Below are 18,480 nucleotides of genomic sequence, written 5' to 3'. Positions count from 1 at the left end.
CTGACAAGCGTCACCGTGTGCGGACCGTCGTCCTCGCCGGTGGGGCGGCCGTGGCCCGCCCCGGGTCAGGATGCGGCTTGTCCGGGAACGGGTCAGGATGCGGCTTGTCCGGGAACGGGTCAGGATGCGGCTTGTCCGGGAACGGGTCAGGAATGCAGCTTGTCCAGGAAGGCGGACAGGTTGTCCGTCATCCGTGCGAGCTGCTGCTCCGTGGTGAGCGTCTCCTCGAAGCGGCCGCCGGCCTCGGGCACCTTCTTCCCGCGTATGTACAGGGGGCAGGCGAGGTCGGTGCACATGTAGATCCCGACCGAGTTTCCCTCGCGCCCTGCCGCGCCCGCCTTGCGGGCCGTCATCAGCGAGACGCCGTTGCCCGGGTGCGTGGTCAGACAGAGCGAGCACATGCTCCGGTGCAGAAAGCCGCGCTGCGAGGACGGGAAGCGCAGCGCGATTCCGACGAGCCGGCCGGCCCGCTCGGTGACGAGGTAGCTGCGGTCCGGTGCCCCGGGATCCCGCCAGCCCAGGAAGTCGAGGTCATCCCAAGGACGCGCGTCCAGGTCGCGGGGGATCGCCAGCCGCTTCGCCTCTCCCTTCGAGCAGTTGATGAAGGAGTTGCGGATGTCCTGCTCGGTGAGCGATCTCATGAGGAGTCCTTCTTGCGGAACGGCGCTGAATCCAGGGTATGGAACCTAGGGCCCATAGGTTTCTGCCTAAACTAGCAAGGCGGACAGGGGGGAACGAATGAATTTTCCCAGTGGTCCGTGAGGCCCGAAGTCTCCGCGACGGCCGAGCGCGCCCTGCGTCATGTGGCCGCACGCTCCGCGAGGACCCTGGTGAGCCGGGAGGAGCGGCTCACGCTCAACTTCCATCCCGACCGGCTCGCGGCCGGCCGGCCGATCCTCGAGGCCCTGGCCGCGGACGGCGCCCACCGCTCGCAGTTCCTCATCCCACTTCGGGGTGGCCGCGGGGATGGAGCTGATCGAACGTGCCGAGGCCGACGACCGGGACGCCCTCGACGACTACATCGAAGCTCATGTGCACGATCCTGTCGTGCTGGAGCGGGACGCGGAGGCCCTGGTCCTGGACGCGAGCTACCGCGCCACCTCGGTCGAGGCGGCCGCCCGCCGGCTTCCGTGCCCACTCGAATGGCACCCCGGGTACCGGCTCTCCGTCGCCGAGTTGCGCCGCCACGCGGACTTCCGCGGCCCGCGATAGGTGGAGTTGGGGGCGCACATCGCCGTCAGGGGACAGCTCGACCCGGACCGGACCCGGACCCGGATGGACCCGGACCCGGACCGGACCCGAGCCGGCCCGGCCTGACCCGGATCGATTGTCGGTCCCCCGCTCTAGGGTGACGCCATGGACACCACAGGCACCCTGGACGCGCGGCACGTCAGCCTTGAGCCCTGGGCGGAGGGCGACTTCTGGCTGCTGCAACGGACGAACAGCCCCGAGATGACCGAGCACCTGGGCGGACCCGAGACCGAGGAACAGCTCGTGGCGCGCCACCGGCGCTATCTCGTCGTGGAACCCGGGCGGATGTACCGGGTCACGCTCGCGCGCACCGGCGAGACGGTGGGCTCCATCGGCTTCTGGGAGCGGACGTGGCGGGACACGAGGGTGTGGGAGACCGGATGGGGGGTCCTGCCCGAGTTCCAGGGGCGGGGCTTTGCCGTGCGAGCCGCCCGGGCGGTCGTCGAGGCGGCGAGAGCCACCCGTACGCACCGGTATCTGCACGCCTTCCCGGGCGTCGGCCACGCCGCCTCGAACGCGGTCTGCCGCAGGGCCGGCTTCGAGTTGCTGGGCCCGGTCGACTTCGAGTACCCGAAGGGTACCTGGATGACCTCCAACGACTGGCGGGTGGACCTCGGCCGGATCTGACGCGCGGCGGGGCCGTCAGACGTCCTCCTCCGGTACGCCCGCCTGTGCCCGCGCCTCGGCCTCGACCTCGCTGCGCGTCCTGCCGTGTTCCTTCGCGTACTCGCTGATCTCGGCCTGAAGGTCGCGGTCGAGGTCCCGCCACGCCCGCAATGCCGTTTCGTACAGGTCGGACTGCTGCTTGGTCCACGTCGTAGCGGTGGGCGGCCCGTACATCTCGCGCAGCCCGGCCGCCTTCGTCTCCGCCTCGCTCGCCGCCCGCTGCATCTCCACGATTTCCTCAAAGGTCTTCGCCACGGCCGGATAGTAGGCGGGACCGCCCAGGCCGCGTTCCACGACCCGCTCGACAGGCGCGGAGATCGACCGGTCGGCCCTGGCGCACGACATCGTGCCGCGCTCGACGCGGACCCGCGCATCGTGTTCGACTCTCCGGCCCAGGGCGAGTCGCAGGTCCGATACCTGGAGGACATTACGCGGCCGGAAATGAGCAGCGAATGGGGGAGGGGCGAGCGGGAGGTACGATCCACCCGTCACTGTCATGTCTTAAATTAGGTCCTGATTTAAGATCGCGTTAAGGGGGGCGCCAGGGGGCCGCCCGACGGTATCGTGCGGATCGGGTCAGGGCCGGAAGGAGTCACATGGCGGGACGGAACGGGCGCACGGTACGAGACCTGCGCCGGGGCAATCGCGCCGAGGTGCTGCGGCGACTGTACTTCGACGGTCCGATGAGCCGGTTCGAACTGGGCCCGGCGACCGGCCTGAGTTCCGGCTCCGTCAGCAACGTGGTGGCCGAACTGGTCGCGGACGGCCTGGTGGAGGAGGCCGGCAGCGTCGACTCCGACGGCGGCCGTCCGCGCACCCTGCTGCGCGTCGCCCCCGCCAGCGGGTACATGATCGGCGTCGACGTCGGCGAAACCCGGGTCCGCGTCGAGCTGTTCGACCTGGCCCTCACCGAACTCGCCCGTACGGACAGGCCGTTGGAGCACCAGCGGTACGACGTCGAGGTCGTCGTCGGGCATATCCGCGACGGCTTCGAGGAGGTCCTGGCCGCCGCCGGCATCGCCCCCGAGCGGCTTCTCGGCGTCGGCATCGGCGTCCCCGGCATCGTCGCCCGCACCGCCGAGCAGGGCGCCGTCGTGCACGGCCAGACCATCGGCTGGGACGCCGTGCCGGTGGAATCCCTGCTCCGTTCCACGTGCCGGCTCCCGGACTCCGTCCCCTACTTCATCGACAACGGCGCCAGGACCCTCGGCCAGGCCGAGATGTGGTTCGGCGCCGGGCGCGGCGCCCACAGCGCGGTCGTGGTCCTCTTCGGCTCCGGCGTCGGGGCCTGTCTGGTCACCGAGGAGGTGGGCAGCGGGCGGGCCGTGGAGTGGGGTCATCTGACGGTACGGGTGAGGGGGCGGCGGTGCCGCTGCGGTGCCCTCGGCTGCCTTGAGGCGTACGCGGGTGCGGAGGCGCTCATCGACCGCTGGCGCGAGCAGGGCGGGCGACCGCCCCGGCACGCCGACGAGGAGACGGCGCTGACCTCCCTGCTGGCCGCCGCCTACCCGCTCGAGGGCGCCGAGGCGGACCCGGTGGCGCTCGCCGTCCTGGAGGAGACCGCCGAGTACCTGGGCGCCGGCCTGTCCGACCTGATCAATCTCTTCCAGCCCGAGCGGATCCTCATCGGCGGCTGGGCGGGGCTGCAACTCGGCTCCCGGTTCCTGTCGGCGGTGCGCCGGCATGCCATGACCTACGCCCTGCGGTATCCGGCCGAGCGGGTCTCCATCGACATGGGCAGGCTCGGTCCGGACGCGGTGACGGTCGGGGCGGCGATCCTCCCCCTCGCGGACTTCTTCGCCCGCGGCGGGCGGCGCGCGGAGCCCGCACACGAGGGGCGCCGGCCGGCCTGGCGGACGGCACTGGAGGAACGGACGCCCCGCTGACCGCTGCCTGCGGTTTTGCCGAATCCTGCCGGGGTACCCGGCCCTCGCCCGAAAAGGGGCCCGCGTCCCGCTCGCGGGCCCCGTCAGCTCGGCGAGCGAAGAACGGAGTAAGCGGCGTGACCGAAGAACGGCAGCAGGATCCCGGCGAGCGTGCCCGTCCGATCCCGCGTGACATGCCGGACCAGCAGGCCCGTAGTGCCGAGGACCCGTGGGACGTCCACACCTCCCGGGACGACCGCGCGCACACGCCGGACACCGCCGAGACCGCGCAGGACGTACCCGACACCGACGAGGCAGGCACAGGCAGGCGAGGGGCTCCCCGCTCGCCCAGGGACCACTCGCCCACGGACCACCCGGTCCCGGACGAGCCCTCCGACTGAGCCGCCCCACGCAGACGGGGGGAAGCAGCCCCGGGACGGACCGGGTCCCGGCCGGACTCCGGCCGGGACCCGGTCCGTCCGTGTGTCTCAGGCGCGGGACGCGAACGCGTCGACGCCGGTGAGTTCCGCGGACATCTCCCACAGACGCGCGGCCTGGTCCGGGTCCGTCGCCCAGTCCTTGACTCCGCCGCGCCCGCCATCCGCCGGCGCGGGCTCCGCGATGTCACAGTCCTCGCAATACACCCCGCCCATGCCGGTGAGCCGGGGCGAGGTCGCGGCCCACACCTGGGTGGCCGCTCCCTGCTCGGGGCTCTTGAAGGCGTCGGGGTCCACCAGTGCGCCGGTCTCGTCGATCCAGCCGCGCTCGATCATCTCCTCCCGGCCGAGGTGGCGCTGGAGCGGGGTGAGGATGCCGCCGGGGTGCAGGGAGAAGGCGCGCACGCCGTGGTCCCGGCCGAGCCGGTCCAGGTGCACGGCGAACAGGACGTTCGCGGTCTTGGCCTGCCCGTAGGCCTCCCACTTGTCGTAGCCCTGCTTCCAGTGCGGGTCCTCCCAGCGGATCGGGGAGCGGTGATGACCGGCCGACGACACGGACACGACGCGGGCCCCGCCCGGCTCGATGGCCGGCCACAGGTGGTTGACGAGCGCGTAGTGGCCCAGGTGGTTGACGGCGAACTGCGCCTCCCAGCCGGGGCCCACCCGGGTCTCCGGGCAGGCCATGACGGCGGCGTTGTTGATCACGAGATCGAGGGTGCGGCCGGAGGCGAGGAAGCGTTCGGTGAAGGCATGCACGCTGGAAAGATCACCGAGGTCCAGCTCGTCCACCTCCACCCGGTCGAGGCCCGCCAGCGCCGCCTCGGCGGCGGCACGGCGCCGCGCCGGGACGACGACCCGGGCGCCCGCCCCGGTGAGGGCCCGCGTGGTCTCCAGGCCGAGCCCGGAGTAGCCGCCGGTCACAAGCGCGAGCTTGCCGGAGAGGTCGATTCCGTCGAGGACGTCCTCGGTGGTGCTCCTGGCGCCGAAGCCCGACCCGATTCTGTGCTGTGCAGTGCTCATACGCCGCACGTTACGAAGTGGAGCGCACTCGAAGTCAATCCGGCCCCGGCCCTGACCGTTCCGGGGCGAAGAAGAGCCCCGACCGGACGGGGGGATCGCGGTCGGGGCCGTCTGTGGTGGGGGCGAACGGCGGTCGCCTCTCGGCGAAAGGCTCCACAGGGCTTCAGCCGAACGATCGTCCCTGTGGGCTGGAGATGAGGCCCGGGGACACTGTCCCGTCCGCTCCCACGGCTGGTTCAACGGGAAACTACCGGTCGGTGTTCCGGGAAATCGGCGACCTGTGCGTGATCTACGTCACCCATTCACGGTCGCGGGACAGGACCCGGACCTACGCGTCGGGCGCCAGCGGACTGTCCCCCAGCCTGGCCAGCAGATGCGCCGGGTCCCGGAAGACGGAGCGGGCGCCCGCCTCCCGCAGATCCGCCTCCGGAATGCCACCCGACAGCAGGCCGACACAGATGACCCCGGCCCGGGTGCCCGCCCGCATGTCCCACACCGTGTCGCCCACGAACACCGCCGACTCGGGCGGCACCCCGGCCAGCTCCAGGGCGTGCTCGACGGGCTCGGGCGCCGGTTTCCCGGCCTTCACGTCGTCGGCGCTCGCCGTCGCCGCGATGGCGTCGTCCGCCCCGATCGCCCGGCGCAGCGCCGACAGCTCCTGTCCGCTCGCCGACGTGGCCAGGACGACGTTCCAGCCGTCGTGGTCGAGCCGCCGCAGCAGCCGTCCGGCGTCCTTCAGCGGGGGCAGACGCTCGAAGTAGGTCCCGTACAGGGCCTTGTGCGCGGCGACCAGCATGTCCACCTCGTCCCGGTCGGGGCCGCCCAGGAGGTGGGCGATCAGGTCTTCCGACCCGAGGCCCACCGACCGATGGATCGCGTGCATCGGCACCTGGTGGCCTGCCTGCCGGAACGCCTCCCACCACGTCGTGACATGAAGGTGATTGGTGTCGACCAGGGTCCCATCCACGTCGAACACGGCCGCCCGTCCCATGATCTTCCTCCCTCGCGTACGGGCTCGGGTACCACGGGACGTGCCCGTCACACGCGCGAGGGCACCGTCCGCTCCCGGGTCCAGGCCAGCAGCTCCTCCGCGGTCCAGGTGGTGATCACGCGTTCGGCGGGCACCCCGCACTCCTCGGCCCGGGCACAGCCGTGGATCTGCCAGTCGAGCTGCCCGGGCGCGTGCGCGTCGGTGTCGATCGCGAAGAGCACGCCCGCCTCCACCGCCTGCCGCAGCAGCCGGCGCGGCGGGTCGAGCCGCTCGGGCCTGCTGTTGATCTCCACGGCCGTACCGGACTCGGCGCACGCGGCGAAGACCGCGTCCGCGTCGAACTCCGACTCGGGCCGCCCGCGCCCGGTGACCAGCCGTCCCGTGCAGTGGCCGAGCACATCGGCATGCGGATTGCGCACGGCGGCGATCATCCGGCGGGTCATCGAGCGCGCGTCCATGCGCAGCTTCGAGTGCACCGAGACCACCACGACGTCCAGCCGGTCCAGCAGATCCGGCTCCTGGTCCAGCGCACCGTCGTCGAGGATGTCGCACTCGATGCCGGTGAGCAGCCGGAACGGCGCCCACCGCTCGTTGAGCGCGGCGACCACCTCCAACTGCTCGCGCAGCCGCTCGGCGGACAGCCCGCGGGCCACGGTCAGCCGGGGGGAGTGGTCGGTGAGCACGGCCCACTCATGGCCGAGCCGCGCGGCCGCCCTGCCCATGTCCTCGATCGGGCTGCCGCCGTCCGACCAGTCGGAGTGCAGATGGCAGTCACCGCGCAGCAGCGCCCGCAGGCGTTCGCCGCCACGGGCCAGCGGCTCCTCGCTCTCCCGCTCCAACTGCTCGAGATAGCCCGGGACCCGTCCGGCCACCGCCTCCCGCACCACCTGGGCGGTCTTGGGCCCGATGCCGCGCAGCGACTCAAGTGTCCCGGCGGCCGCCCGCTCGGCGACCTCGCCCTCGGGAAGCGCTGCCAGCACGGAGGCCGCGGTGCGAAAGGCCCGTACGCGATAGGTGGGCGCTCCGGCGCGTTCCAGCAGGAACGCGATCCGGTCCAGCGCGGCGACGGGACCCATCGGCACCTCCTCACCCCCAGCCTTGCCCACGGGCGCCCGGCTCGCACGGCGGGTGCCCGCCGGACGCCGTTCACCAGGCCGGACGATCGGGGGGGGAGCGGACCGTACGGGCTGCTGCGGGGGTGCGCCGAGGGGCGCGCCCGGGAGTGCCGGGGACCGGGGCCGCCCGAAGCGCTCCGTCTCCCCGGGCGCTCTACGATCTATGCATGACCGAAATCGCGAGCCCCCATATCTCCCATCCACGGATCATGGTGCTCGGCGTCCAGCCGGGCAATCCGCCGTTCCGTATCGTGGAGATCGACGGCGAGGTGGTCGCCGAGGCGAGGTCGCTCACCGACGTGCTGGCGATCGCCGCCGAGGCCGGCATCCCGGTCCACGACCTCGATGATCCCGATGTGGTCCGGTGGGTGGGCGGCGACAAGCTGACCTGGACGCCGCGCCATTAGAGGCCGCTCCCGCGCGCTGTGCCGGGGGCCGTCCCGCACCGCGGCACGGGACGGCACTGTGTGCGGGTGGGAGCGGAGCGGTCAGCCGACCGTCCACTTCTGGTTGGCGCCCCCGGAGCAGGACCGGATCTGCAGCCGGGTGCTGTTCGCGGAGTTGTTGTCCGTCACGTCCAGGCACTTGTTCGCCTGCGGATTCACGATGTCGTGGGCCGCGGTGACCGTCCACTTCTGGTTGGGTCCGCCGGTGCAGTCCCACAGCTGGACCTTGGAGCCGTCCGCCGTGCCGTTGCCGACCACGTCCAGGCACTTGCCGAGCGCCCGCAGGGTGCCGTCCGGTCCCACCGTCCACTTCTGGGCGGCCGTGCCATTGCAGTCGTACAACTGGACCGGGGTGCCATTGGCCGGATTCCCGCCCGCCACGTCCGCGCACTTGCCCGCGAGCCCGGTGATCGGGACGCCGGTGCCGCCGGAGGTGTCGCTCGTCGTCACCTTCACCGAGTCCACGACGAGTTGCTGGGGGAACGACGTGGAGCCGTCGGGGTCGCCCGGCCAGTAGCCGCCGACGGCGAGATTGAGGATGAGGAAGAAGGGTTTGTTGAACACCCAGGTCCTGCCGCCCAGATCGGCCGGGGTGCGCCGCTGGTAGACCGTGCCGTCCACGGACCAGGTGATCGAGTCGGGTGCCCAGTCCACGGCGAAGGTGTGGAAGGCGTCCGCGAACGCCTGGCCGCCCGGCAGGGAGTACGCGGCACCGATGCCGCCGGAGCCCGAGTAGCCGGGACCGTGGATCGTGCCGTGGACGGTCCCCGGCTCGAAGCCGACGTTCTCCATCACGTCGATCTCACCGCTGTTGGGCCAGCCGACCTGTCCGATGTCGTTGCCGAGCATCCAGAAGGCCGGCCACATGCCCTGCCCGCGCGGAATCTTCATCCGTGCCTCGACATGGCCGTACTGCGCGGTGAACCTCCCCGAGGTGTTGAGCCGGGCCGAGGTGTACTGGCAGGTGCCGTACCAGCACTGGTAGTTCGCCGGGTTCTCGCGGCGGGCCGTGATCACGAGATGCCCCTGGCCGTCCAGCGCCGCGTTCTTGTTGCCCGAGGTGTAGTACTGCCGCTCGTGGTTGTTGACGTTGTCGCCGGTCTCCGTCTGCCACTTGGAGGAGTCGACGGCGGCCCCGGCCGGTCCGTCGAAGGTGTCGGAGAAGACGGTCGTGTCCGCCGCCTGCGGGGCCGCGTGGGCCACGGGTGCGAAGGCGGACGCGGCGAGTACCGCGGAGAGCGCGGCGAGGAGACATCTGCGCAGCAGGCGTGGGGAGTCCATGACGCTGCCTTTCCGTACGGTCGCCCGGACACGGGTGGCCGACTGGGGTGGGGGGTGGACGGTGCGGCCGGACATGCCGGGCGCGCCGGAAGCGGCGTGTTGATTCAGCTCTTGATTCAAGAGGTGAGGTAAGGGGTCGTCAAGACTTTGCTCCGGACTGATAACACGAGGTGTGCTGACGGGCGCTCATGTCGAGCGCGCGTGCCCCGCCGCAAACGTCATGCGCCGGGCGGGTCCCCTGCTCAGTTACGCCGGGCGGGTCCCCTGCTCAGCTCTTCTCCGGCTCCTTGTCCTCGCGCGGCTGCAGGCGTGCGTGCACGGCGCGCCCCAGCCGTCGTCCGAGAAGCAGATAACCCAGCAGCGCGCCCGTCGTGTTGAGGATGACATCGTCGATGTCGAACGCGCGGCCGGTGACGAGCGCCCCCTGTGCCAGCTCGACCAGCAGCATCACCGTCGCGGTCACCATGCCCACGCGCAGGATGCCCCGGGTGCCGGGCGCCAGTACCGGCAGCAGGATCCCGAAGGGCACGCCCAGCAGGATGTTCCCGCCGATCTGCTTCACGGCGTCCCGCGTCGCGGGCTGCTCCAGATAGGCGCGCAATGAGCGGCCCGGGTGCAGATTGCTGTGGACCAGGGCCCGGGAGGCGGGGGACGGCTCCAGCGTGATCCGGGCGAGTGCCGCGGCGAAGGCCACCATCGCCACGAAGGCGAGTGCCATGACCAGCAGCCGGACGGGGAGCGTGAGCGGCCGCCGCTCCCGTCGTGGTCCCGTGGTCCGACGGCGGCCGGCCTTCACGGTGCGCGCGCCCAGCGCTGTACGAGCCATCTCGCCCTCCCGGTTGCGACTTCGCTCTGGCTAGGGCCTGTTACCCCCGATGGGTGCGCTGATGCCGGGCCGCACCGGGTCCGGGGAACCGTGTGCGCCCGAGGCGCCCGAGGTGTGCCGCCGGCGGTTTCCCCTCCCGCGGGCGGGGCACTCCGGGCAGCAGTCACTCGCGCGCCGCCGTTGCCCGGGGGCGACGCGGTGCTTGGATGACATGCCGGACATTCCCGGCGGAAGTGATGGGCGGAGGTGGGACATGAACGCGCGTACGGCACTGGGGACCGCCCTGGAAGTGCTCGGCTGGTGGGCAGTCCTCACCCTGCTCTGGCTCGTCCTCATCAGCACCGTCGACACCCTGGAGTGGGTCGTGGGGAGCTCCTGCGCGCTGGTGTGCGCGGTCGCGGCATGCGCCGCCCGACGGGCGGTGACCGGACCGTGAACGGCTGGATCTGGGCGGGCACCGTCGCGCTCGCCGTGGGCGTCGGCGCCGCCGTGTGGGGTGTCGCCACCGGGCCGCTGCGCCGGCGCGTCGTCGCCCAGAATCTCTCCAGCGCGCTCGCCACCCCGGGACTGCTTCTGCTCTCCCAGGGCTACGAACGCCCCGCGTACGTCGACCTCGCCCTGCTCCTCGCCCTGCTCGGCCCGGTCGGCACCCTCGTCTTCGCCCGGCTGCTCGCCGACGACCTCGCCGCCGACCCACCGCACGCCCGAGCCGTCACCCTTGTCGTCGCGGGGTATGGGGCCGTGGTGGTGCTGGTCCTGTGCGCCGTCACCGGCCCAGGGCGGGCCCTGGTCAAGCTGCTGGTCATCGGGGCGCTGCTGATCGGCGGCAATCTCGTGGCCTCCCGGGCGCTGTCCGGCGGATTCACGGAGAGCCGGCGTGGATGACCCGCTGATCGTCGTCGTCCTGCTGCTGGTCGCCGCCGCCGCGACCGCGGCCGTCGCCGTGCGCGACCCCGTGCGCCAGGCACTGGTCCTGGCCGTGCTCGGCGTCTGCCTCGCCCTGCTGTTCACCGCCGCGCAGGCCCCCGATGTCGGCCTCTCCCAGCTCGCCGTGGGCTCCGCGGTGACCCCCCTCCTGATCATGCTCTCGGTGCGCAAGGTCAGACGGAGGCGGAAGGACGGGAAGGACAGGGCCCGATGACCCGACGCCTGCGGATGATCCTCCTGGCCCTCGGCGGAGCGGGCCTCGCGGCCCTGCTCGTCGCCGCGTGCCTCGGCCTGCCCGGCTTCGGCGGCGACCGCCACCCCTACGGCGACCGGGCCGTGCGCGCCTCGTTGTCCCGGCACACCGCCAATACCATCGCCTCCGTCAACTTCGACCAGCGTGCCTTCGACACGCTCGGCGAGATGAGCATCCTGTTCGCCTCCGTCCTCGGCACGGTCGTCCTGCTGCGCCAGACCCATGACGAGAAGCGCGGACGACCGGCCCCGGAGGAGGCCGCGCCCCCCGTACGCCGGTACGCGCTCGTCGTCCTGCCCGTCGCACTCGTCTGCGGCCTCTATGTGATCGCCCACGGTCAGCTCAGCCCCGGCGGCGGCTTCCAGGGCGGGGTCGTCGCGGCGACCGCCCTGCACCTGCTCTACCTCGGCGCCGACTACCGCGCACTGGAACGCATCCGGCCGGTGGGCCTGTTCGAGGTCGGCGACGCCCTCGCCGCCTCCGCATACCTGGTCACGGGGCTCGCGGGCGTTCTCGCCGGCACGGCCTTCCTCGCCAACACCCTGCTCCCGTACGGCACCTTCAACACACTGTCGTCCGGCGGCACGGTGCCGCTGCTCAACGCCGCCATCGGGATGGAGGTCGCCTGCGCGGTCGTCGTCCTGCTCGCCCGCTTCCTGGACCAGGCCGTCGAGATCGAGGACGACAACGGGGGCGACAACGAGGAGGACGACGCGAAACGATGACCGTACTGCCGTACCTCGTCGCAGTGTGGATCTTTCTGACCGGCTGTTATGGCCTCGCGACCAGCCGCAATCTGATCCACGCGGTCGGCTGCCTCGCCGTCTGCCAGTCCGCCACCTACGTCCTGCTGCTGGCCGTCGGCTACCGCGCCGGCGCGACCGCGCCCGTCTACTCCGACATCAAGCCCGGCTCACGGCCGGTGGTGGACCCGGTGGTGCAGGCCCTCACCCTCACCGATGTCGTCGTCGGCGCCACCGTGACGGCCCTGCTGCTCGCTCTCGTCATGCAGATCTCCAAACGCCACGGCACCGTCGACCCGGACGCACTGCGGGAGTTGCGCGGCTGATGAACCATCTGCTGCCCTTGCTGGTCGCCGTCCCGCTGCTCGCTGCCGGGCTGCTGATCGCGTGCGGACGCCGGCTGCCGCGCATCGCCGCCGAGAGCTTCGGCTGTGCCGTCGCGGCCGGAACCGCGGCCCTCGCGATCGGGCTGTGCCTCGACTCCTCGCCGCCGCTGACCGAATGGGTGGGAGCGTGGACGCCCCACAACGGCGTGAGTGTCGGGATCGTCCTCGTCGGCAACGGCCCCGGCCTCGGCTTGGCCGCCCTGGCGTCCCTGCTGGTCCTGGCCGCGCTCGCTTACTCCTGGCGCTACTTCGAGGAACCGCCCCCGGGACACGCCGGTTCCTACCCGGCCCTCATTCTGCTGTTCCAGGGCGGCATGTGCGGGTTCGTGATCGCGGGCGACCTGTTCAACGCGTTCGTCTTCTTCGAGCTGATGGGCGCCGCCGCCTACGCCCTGACCGGCTACCGCGTCGAGGAGGCGAAGGCCGTCCAGGGCGCCCTGACCTTCGGTGTGATCAACTCGCTCGGCGCCTACGCCATGCTCATGGGCATCGGGCTGCTCTACGCGCGCACCGGCGAGCTGTCCCTGACCCATATGGGCAGGGGCCTGGACGCCCACGGCGGCCCGGACGCGCTGACCCTCGCCGCATTCGTCCTCGTGCTGACCGGGCTGCTGGTGAAGGCCGCCGCCGTGCCCTTTCACTTCTGGCTGCCCGACGCGCACGCCGTCGCACCCACCCCGGTGTGCATGCTGCTGTCCGGCGTCATGGTCGAACTCGGCGCCTACGGGGTCTGGCGCGTCTACGGCACCGTCTTCTCCGGACCGGGCGGTATCCCGGCGCCCGACCTCGAGCGGGCGCTCACCGTACTCGGTGTCCTGACGGGCGTGGTCGGCGCCCTGATGTGCTGGTACCAGCGCCATGTGAAGCGGCTGCTCGCCTGTTCGACCATCGCCCACATGGGGCTGTTCCTCGTCGGCATCGGCTCCCTGCTGCCCGAGTCCGACGACGGGGTGGCGCTCTACATCCTCGGTCACGCCGGTGCGAAGGCCGCCCTGTTCGCCTGCACCGGCCTCCTGCTGGACAGGTTCGGCTCGGTCGACGAGCACGCGCTGCACGGGCGCGCCCGGCCGCTGCGCGGGGTCGCGGTGATGTTCGTGCTCGGCGGCCTGGCGCTCGCCGGACTGCCGCCGTTCGGCATCTCCCTCGGCAAGGCGGTCATCGAGGAGGCGGTGGGCGGGCCGCTGACCGTGGTCTACGTTCTCGTGTCCGCGGTGACGGGCGGCGCGGTGCTCCGGGTCGCCGCGCGGGTCTTCTACGGGCTGGGGCCACAGCCGCGGGACGGGTCCGGCTACGAGACCACCGGGACCGGCGAGAAGCCCGAAACCCGGCACCGGTTGAGCCGGATCCCGGACACCATGACGGCCGTGCCCGCCCTGCTGCTCGCCGGGTCGCTCGCCGTGGGGGTGGTGCCGGGGTTCGCCGGGGTCGTGGCGCGCTCGGTGAACGAGGCCGGGTCCGGCGGGGCGCTCGCCTCCCCGCACTGGACCACGGCCGGTGTGCTGCTGGGACTGGTCTCCACGGCGCTCGCCCTCGCCCTGGCGGCGCTCGCCGTGCGCCGCCCGGAACTGCTCGGCGCACGGCCGTGGACGCTGGCGCTGCGCCGGGTGCAGTCCGGGCACATCGGGGACTACGTGGCCTGGGTCCTGGTGGGCACGGTCCTGCTCGGGGCGCTGGCGCTGCCGGGCATCCTGACCTGAGGACGGGCGGCTGCTCAGGCGCCGTAGGACACCTTCACCTCCTTGAAGCCGAGGGACTTGAGCAGTCCGTCCAGCATGGTGGTGGTGTTCGCCTCGGCGCGCGTGGTCAGTTCGCTCTCCTTCGCCGCCTCGCCGATGTGCTGCACCGCCAGCTTCTGCACGGCGCGTTCGCTGTTGGGGTTGTCCGAGAAGAGGTCGCCGATCCGGTCCAGCAGGCCCCGCTGCTTGGAGACGGCGTAGGAGCGGTCGGGGTCGAGTGTGGGCTTGCCCAGCGCCGCGTGCGGCAGCCGGAGAGTCGCGGACGTCCGGTCGCCGTTGACCGTCACGTCGTGTGTGCCGACCTTCCCGAGGTCGACGTACGCGTCCACGGTGCCCGCACCCACGTACAGCGTGCGGGTGCCGCGGATCGCGGACGGCAGGAACCTGGAGTCCTTCTCCAGGTCCACGACCACCTGGAAGTTGCCGGAAGCGGCCTCGTAACGGCTCATGTCCTGGATGGACGCGAGAAGCGCGGGCCCCGACCGGTCGTGGGTGTCCATGCCGAACAGGTCTCGCAGTCCCGGCAGCACACTCAGCCGCAGCCCGGCGAACAGCACCGCGAGCACCGCGACCAGGGCGATGACCGCCTTGACCCAGCCGGGCGTCCGCCGCTGCACGGACGCCGGCTCGGACCTCTGCTTCGTGGACGTCGTCATGTCGACAGTCCTCCCTTCTTCTCGCCGGTTGCCCGCCGCACGCCCCCGCAGAACGCGGAGTTGGCCGATTGCCGCCACCGAAGACCGCGCACCGGCGTCCGAGCCGTACGGACGGCTTCCCGCCACCACCGCGATCCGCCGTACGCCGGCAGCGCACCGCGTCCACTTCGGATACCGCGTCCGACGGGTGCCCTCTCCCACCGCGGGGGGACATCCGCCGGACGCCGGCCCGCATCCCCGGGCGGTGCGAGGGGCGGTCAGTAGCATGTGCCGCAGCCCGTTTTCGATCATGCGAGGAGCGGATCGTGCGTGACATCGCCGTCTTCAGCGGCAGTGCCCATCCCGAGCTGGCCGCGGAGGTGTGCGCGCACCTCGGGGTGCCGCTCAGCCCGGTGCGGGTCAGCAGGTTCGCCAACGACTGCCTGGAGGTGCAGCTCCAGGCCAACTGCCGCGAGCGGGACGTCTTCCTCGTCCAGCCGCTGGTCACTCCCGTGCAGGAGCACCTGGTCGAGTTGCTGCTGATGTGCGACGCGGCACGCGGAGCCTCCGCGGGGCGCATCACGGTGGTCATGCCGCACTACTCGTACGCCCGCTCGGACAAGAAGGACGCGCCGCGGATCTCCATCGGCGGGCGGCTGGTGGCCGACCTGCTGATCGCGGCCGGGGCCGGGCGTGTCCTGGCCATGACGCTGCACTCGCCCCAGGTGCACGGCTTCTTCTCGGTGCCGGTCGACCACCTGCACGCCCGCCGGGAGCTGGCCGCGCACTTCCGCCAGTACGACCTCTCGCACGCCACCGTCGTCTCGCCCGACCTCGGCAACGCCAAGGAGGCGGCGGCCTTCGCACGGATGATCGGGGCGCAGGTGGCGGCGGGCGCGAAGCAGCGGTTCCCGGACGACCGCGTCAGTATCAACTCCGTCATCGGCGAGGTCGCCGGACGGGATGTGATCGTGCTGGACGACGAGATCGCCAAGGGAAGCACCGTCCTGGAACTCCTGGAGCGGCTGCGTGAGTCGGGCCCGCGGTCGATCCGGATCGCCTGCACACACGGCCTGTTCGCGGCCGGTGCCCTCAAACGGCTGAGCGAGCAGAGCGACGTCCTGGAGATCGTGTGCACGAACACGGTGCCCGTCCCGGTCGAGGAACGCACCGGGAAACTGCGCGTCCTGTCCATCGCCCCCGCCCTGGCCGAGGCCGTACGCCGCATTCACAACGGCGAGTCGGTCAGCGCCCTGTTCGACGCGCCCCGGGACGAATAGGCAGGAGGCGCACCGCGCAGGAGGGCGGGCGGAGGGCGGGCGCCGGTCGGGTGCTCGGGATTCCTCACGCGGCGCCACCCCTGTGAGCAGCGGTGACATCCCGAACGCCTATGAGACACCTGTGAATTCGTGATGCGTTTGAACACGCCCGGGCCCGGCTGCGTACAGGGAGGGGGATTTTCGTGCCAGGCCCCCACGACGTGTAGGAGTACTCCCTTGAGACGCAACTCGCGCAGACGCCCGACCGGCGCACGGCGCGCGACCTTCGCAGCAGTCGCGCTGATCATGGGTGGAGGGGGGCTGGTAGCAGCGAATGTCTACGCCTCCGCGAGCGAAGGCGGCTGGGGCGGCGCCGGCCAGAACGGCGGCGACCAGACCCTGGCGTCGCGCACGGTCACCCTGGACTGTCCGGACGTCGGCCAGCAGCTGACCCGGACGCCGGACGGGGCGAAGCGGCAGGTCGACACCGAGCTGGCCGCCCTCGACAAGCAGATCACCGAGGCGTATGACCGGCTGGCCTCGACGCGCGAGGCACAGGCGAACGACGGGAGCTACGTCCAGAACGCGATCCTCGGCCCGCTGAAGGACAAGCGCACCGAGGTGATCGACCGGATCAAGACCGACTACCAGCGGGCGGGCGCCACCGCTCCCGGCGCGATCGACGGCATGGCGCCGTGCACCGGGGTCCCCGCCGACCAGGGGCAGCCTCCCGCGGAGGGGCAGAACGGCACCGGGCAGAACGGCAACGGCGAGAACGGCGCGGGTCAGAGCGGCAGTGGCCAGAGCGGGAGCGGCCAGAACGGCACCGGTCAGAGCGGGAGCGGCCAGAACGGCCAGCAGCAGGGCAACGGCGGACAGGCCGCCGGCGGCCCCGTCGCCTCGGACTTCGTGGACATCCGGAGCGTGCAGCCGAACGTGCAAAAGCCCGCTGGGCAGGACGGCGCCTCGACCGGCGCGTTCGTCACGAAGTGCGGTGTCAACGCAGGCGGCAACCACAACACCGACAACGTGATCGTGGCGCCGGGCGTCAAGAACGGCGCGCACCATCTGCACGACTACGTCGGCAACCAGTCGAACGACGCCTTCGCCACCAACGACACGTTCGCTGCGGCCCAGACGAGCTGTGAGAACCAGCAGGACAAGTCGTCGTACTACTGGCCGGTGCTGCGGGTGCAGGACGGCACGCAGGACTTCGACCAGAACAACGACGGCGGCGGCAAGGAAGGCAACGTCGGCAAGATCCTGGTGGCCAGGCAGGCCCAGATCACGTTCGTCGGCAGCCCGACGAGCAAGGTCGTCGCGATGCCCAGGTTCCTGCGCATCATCACCGGTGACGCCAAGGCGTTCACCAACGGCCCGGCGAACGCCAACGCCCACTGGAGCTGCACCGGCTTCGAGGACCGCCAGCTCACCGACAAGTACCCGATCTGCCCCTCCGGAAGCAGTGTGGTGCGCTCGTTCGCCTTCCAGAGCTGCTGGGACGGCCAGAACATCGACAGCGCCAACCACCGCACCCACGTGGCCTTCGCCGCCGCCGACGGCAACTGCCAGAACGGCTTCAAGGCGATCCCACAGCTCACGATGCGCCTGGTGTACGACGTGCCGCCGCCGGTCATCGAGAACGGCCAGGTGAAGAACCCCTACGCGGTGGACGGCTTCCCCGAGCAGTTGCACAAGCCGATCACCGACCACGACGACTTCATCAACGTCATGACCGACGAGCTGATGGGCCAGGTCGTCGACTGCATCAACAACGGCCGTCAGTGCGGGGGCGGGTCCGGCGACTCGTCGCAGACCACGCCCCCGTCCTCCGGCTCCTCGTCCGGTGGCAACTCGGGGGCCGGTCAGGGCTCCTCGTCCGGTGGCAACTCGGGGGCCGGTCAGGGCTCCTCGTCCGGTGGCAACTCGGGGGCCGGTCAGGGCTCCTCGTCCGGCGGCGGCAACTCGGGTTCGGGTTCCTCCTCCGCCGGCACCTCCGGCGCGGGCGCCGGTTCTTCGTCGGGCGGCAACTCGGGTTCGGCTTCCTCGGGTTCGGCTTCCTCGGGTTCGGCTTCCTCGTCCGGTGGCCACTCCGGCTCCGGCTCCGGCGGCGAGCAGACGGCGCGGCCGACGGCTGGTGCGCCGGGCACCTCGGCGACCGGGGCGGGCTCGGGCGACGATCGCGGCGGGGCCCATCCCCGGGTCTTCGCGTCGGTCTCGCCGACCCGTGGCGACGCGTCCACGGCGCCGCAGAACGGCTCGGACGACGGCCACAGCGGTTCCTCGGCCGGGCAGCCCTCGGCGACCGCGCAGCCCTCCGCCGCAGGCGGGGTCGCCCCGTCCACCCCGCCGCAGACCCAGCCCCAGGCGGTCACCGGCGGACTGGCCGAGACCGGTGCCCATCTGTGGCCGGCCGCGGCCGGAGCGGTGCTCGTGATCGCGGGTCTGGTGCTGCTGCGCCGCATCGGACGCAGGTCCTACTGACCCTGCTCGCGGACGGCACATGAAGGCGGCGGGACCTGCCGACGGGTCCCGCCGCCTTCACGCGTCCCGGCCCGGCGCGCCCCGCGCGCCCACCGGATCAGTCGCTCTCCAACGGGCCGAGAGCCTCTGCCCGGCCCAGCACCGTCCGGCGACGCCGTC

20 protein-coding genes and 1 pseudogene are annotated in these 18,480 nt (G+C 71.8%); 13 read left to right on the top strand and 8 right to left on the bottom strand.

What is annotated here, in order from left to right; all coding sequences use genetic code 11:
- Nucleotides 1-146: 146 nt before the first annotated feature.
- Nucleotides 147-641 carry an FBP domain-containing protein gene (locus tag ACIP94_RS19810; protein ID WP_402426785.1) on the bottom strand — a complete coding sequence of 165 codons (495 nt, stop codon included), beginning with the start codon at nucleotides 639-641 and terminating at the stop codon, nucleotides 147-149.
- Between the two features lie 117 nt (nucleotides 642-758).
- Between ACIP94_RS19810 and ACIP94_RS19805 the strand changes: the two are divergent.
- Nucleotides 759-1,209: pseudogene (locus ACIP94_RS19805) on the top strand (DUF3626 domain-containing protein); the annotation flags it as partial.
- 147 nt (nucleotides 1,210-1,356) lie between these two features.
- Entirely contained in the window at nucleotides 1,357-1,878 is a 522-nt protein-coding gene (locus ACIP94_RS19800; RefSeq protein ID WP_402426782.1) for a GNAT family N-acetyltransferase, read from the top strand.
- 15 nt (nucleotides 1,879-1,893) lie between these two features.
- Here the strand turns inward: ACIP94_RS19800 and ACIP94_RS19795 are convergent, their stop codons facing one another.
- Nucleotides 1,894-2,172 (bottom strand): hypothetical protein, encoded by a 279-nt coding sequence (locus ACIP94_RS19795; RefSeq protein WP_402426779.1) that lies wholly within the window; start codon nucleotides 2,170-2,172, stop codon nucleotides 1,894-1,896.
- A 341-nt stretch (nucleotides 2,173-2,513) separates the two neighbouring features.
- Here ACIP94_RS19795 and ACIP94_RS19790 point away from each other — a divergent pair, with 341 nt between their 5' ends.
- Both ACIP94_RS19790 and ACIP94_RS19785 read left to right on the top strand, forming a co-directional pair.
- Entirely contained in the window at nucleotides 2,514-3,803 is a 1,290-nt protein-coding gene (locus ACIP94_RS19790; RefSeq protein WP_402426776.1) for an ROK family protein, read from the top strand.
- 116 nt (nucleotides 3,804-3,919) lie between these two features.
- Nucleotides 3,920-4,183, top strand: a complete 264-nt coding sequence (locus ACIP94_RS19785; RefSeq protein ID WP_402426773.1) for a hypothetical protein — start codon at nucleotides 3,920-3,922, stop codon at nucleotides 4,181-4,183.
- Between the two features lie 87 nt (nucleotides 4,184-4,270).
- On the opposite strand, the gene ACIP94_RS19780 is transcribed toward ACIP94_RS19785, so the two are convergent.
- From ACIP94_RS19780 to ACIP94_RS19770, 3 genes are all read right to left on the bottom strand, one after another.
- Nucleotides 4,271-5,239, bottom strand: a complete 969-nt coding sequence (locus tag ACIP94_RS19780) for an SDR family NAD(P)-dependent oxidoreductase (protein WP_402426770.1) — start codon at nucleotides 5,237-5,239, stop codon at nucleotides 4,271-4,273.
- Nucleotides 5,240-5,567: 328 nt separating this feature from the next.
- Entirely contained in the window at nucleotides 5,568-6,230 is a 663-nt protein-coding gene (locus ACIP94_RS19775; RefSeq protein ID WP_402426767.1) for an HAD family hydrolase, read from the bottom strand.
- A 47-nt stretch (nucleotides 6,231-6,277) separates the two neighbouring features.
- Nucleotides 6,278-7,306 (bottom strand): PHP domain-containing protein, encoded by a 1,029-nt coding sequence (locus ACIP94_RS19770; RefSeq protein WP_402426764.1) that lies wholly within the window; start codon nucleotides 7,304-7,306, stop codon nucleotides 6,278-6,280.
- A gap of 206 nt (nucleotides 7,307-7,512) precedes the next feature.
- Here ACIP94_RS19770 and ACIP94_RS19765 point away from each other — a divergent pair, with 206 nt between their 5' ends.
- On the top strand, nucleotides 7,513-7,752 hold the full coding sequence (locus tag ACIP94_RS19765) for a hypothetical protein (RefSeq protein ID WP_402426761.1): 240 nt from the start codon (nucleotides 7,513-7,515) through the stop codon (nucleotides 7,750-7,752).
- Between the two features lie 81 nt (nucleotides 7,753-7,833).
- On the opposite strand, the gene ACIP94_RS19760 is transcribed toward ACIP94_RS19765, so the two are convergent.
- Complete coding sequence (locus ACIP94_RS19760) at nucleotides 7,834-9,072, bottom strand: ricin-type beta-trefoil lectin domain protein (protein WP_402426758.1); 1,239 nt, start codon at nucleotides 9,070-9,072, stop codon at nucleotides 7,834-7,836.
- A gap of 268 nt (nucleotides 9,073-9,340) precedes the next feature.
- Nucleotides 9,341-9,898, bottom strand: coding sequence for a VanZ family protein (locus tag ACIP94_RS19755; protein WP_402426755.1), 558 nt, complete (start codon nucleotides 9,896-9,898; stop codon nucleotides 9,341-9,343).
- A 253-nt stretch (nucleotides 9,899-10,151) separates the two neighbouring features.
- Between ACIP94_RS19755 and ACIP94_RS19750 the strand changes: the two genes are divergently transcribed.
- Genes ACIP94_RS19750 through ACIP94_RS19725 form a run of 6 tightly spaced genes read left to right on the top strand, consistent with a single transcriptional unit; the run spans nucleotide 10,152 to nucleotide 13,904 of the window.
- Nucleotides 10,152-10,334 (top strand): hypothetical protein, encoded by a 183-nt coding sequence (locus ACIP94_RS19750; RefSeq protein WP_402426752.1) that lies wholly within the window; start codon nucleotides 10,152-10,154, stop codon nucleotides 10,332-10,334.
- Nucleotides 10,331-10,783: a monovalent cation/H+ antiporter complex subunit F gene (locus ACIP94_RS19745; RefSeq protein ID WP_402426893.1), complete on the top strand. Its 453-nt coding sequence runs from the start codon at nucleotides 10,331-10,333 to the stop codon at nucleotides 10,781-10,783. Before ACIP94_RS19750 ends, ACIP94_RS19745 begins: the two co-directional genes overlap by 4 nt.
- On the top strand, nucleotides 10,776-11,039 hold the full coding sequence (locus tag ACIP94_RS19740) for a DUF4040 domain-containing protein (protein ID WP_402426749.1): 264 nt from the start codon (nucleotides 10,776-10,778) through the stop codon (nucleotides 11,037-11,039). Before ACIP94_RS19745 ends, ACIP94_RS19740 begins: the two co-directional genes overlap by 8 nt.
- The gene (locus ACIP94_RS19735; RefSeq protein ID WP_402426746.1) at nucleotides 11,036-11,803 is read left to right on the top strand and encodes an MnhB domain-containing protein; all 768 of its coding nucleotides are present in this window, start codon (nucleotides 11,036-11,038) and stop codon (nucleotides 11,801-11,803) included. The genes ACIP94_RS19740 and ACIP94_RS19735 overlap by 4 nt, the downstream gene beginning before the upstream one ends.
- Entirely contained in the window at nucleotides 11,800-12,147 is a 348-nt protein-coding gene (locus ACIP94_RS19730) for a sodium:proton antiporter (RefSeq protein ID WP_402426743.1), read from the top strand. Before ACIP94_RS19735 ends, ACIP94_RS19730 begins: the two co-directional genes overlap by 4 nt.
- A complete protein-coding gene (locus ACIP94_RS19725; RefSeq protein WP_402426740.1) occupies nucleotides 12,147-13,904 on the top strand; it encodes a complex I subunit 5 family protein in 1,758 nt (585 codons plus the stop codon). Before ACIP94_RS19730 ends, ACIP94_RS19725 begins: the two co-directional genes overlap by 1 nt.
- Before the next feature lie 14 nt (nucleotides 13,905-13,918).
- On the opposite strand, the gene ACIP94_RS19720 is transcribed toward ACIP94_RS19725, so the two are convergent.
- Nucleotides 13,919-14,599, bottom strand: coding sequence for a DUF4230 domain-containing protein (locus ACIP94_RS19720; RefSeq protein WP_402426737.1), 681 nt, complete (start codon nucleotides 14,597-14,599; stop codon nucleotides 13,919-13,921).
- 305 nt (nucleotides 14,600-14,904) lie between these two features.
- Between ACIP94_RS19720 and ACIP94_RS19715 the strand changes: the two genes are divergently transcribed.
- On the top strand, nucleotides 14,905-15,858 hold the full coding sequence (locus ACIP94_RS19715; RefSeq protein ID WP_402426734.1) for a ribose-phosphate diphosphokinase: 954 nt from the start codon (nucleotides 14,905-14,907) through the stop codon (nucleotides 15,856-15,858).
- Between the two features lie 285 nt (nucleotides 15,859-16,143).
- On the top strand, nucleotides 16,144-18,321 hold the full coding sequence (locus ACIP94_RS19710) for a DUF1996 domain-containing protein (RefSeq protein WP_402426890.1): 2,178 nt from the start codon (nucleotides 16,144-16,146) through the stop codon (nucleotides 18,319-18,321).
- Nucleotides 18,322-18,480: the final 159 nt, after the last annotated feature.

Origin of the sequence: Streptomyces sp. NPDC093261 (assembly GCF_044753645.1) — a bacterium.
Lineage (GTDB): Bacteria > Actinomycetota > Actinomycetes > Streptomycetales > Streptomycetaceae > Streptomyces.
The sequence above is the reverse complement of the archived record's forward strand: the minus strand, read 5'-3'. Positions and strand labels throughout refer to the sequence as shown.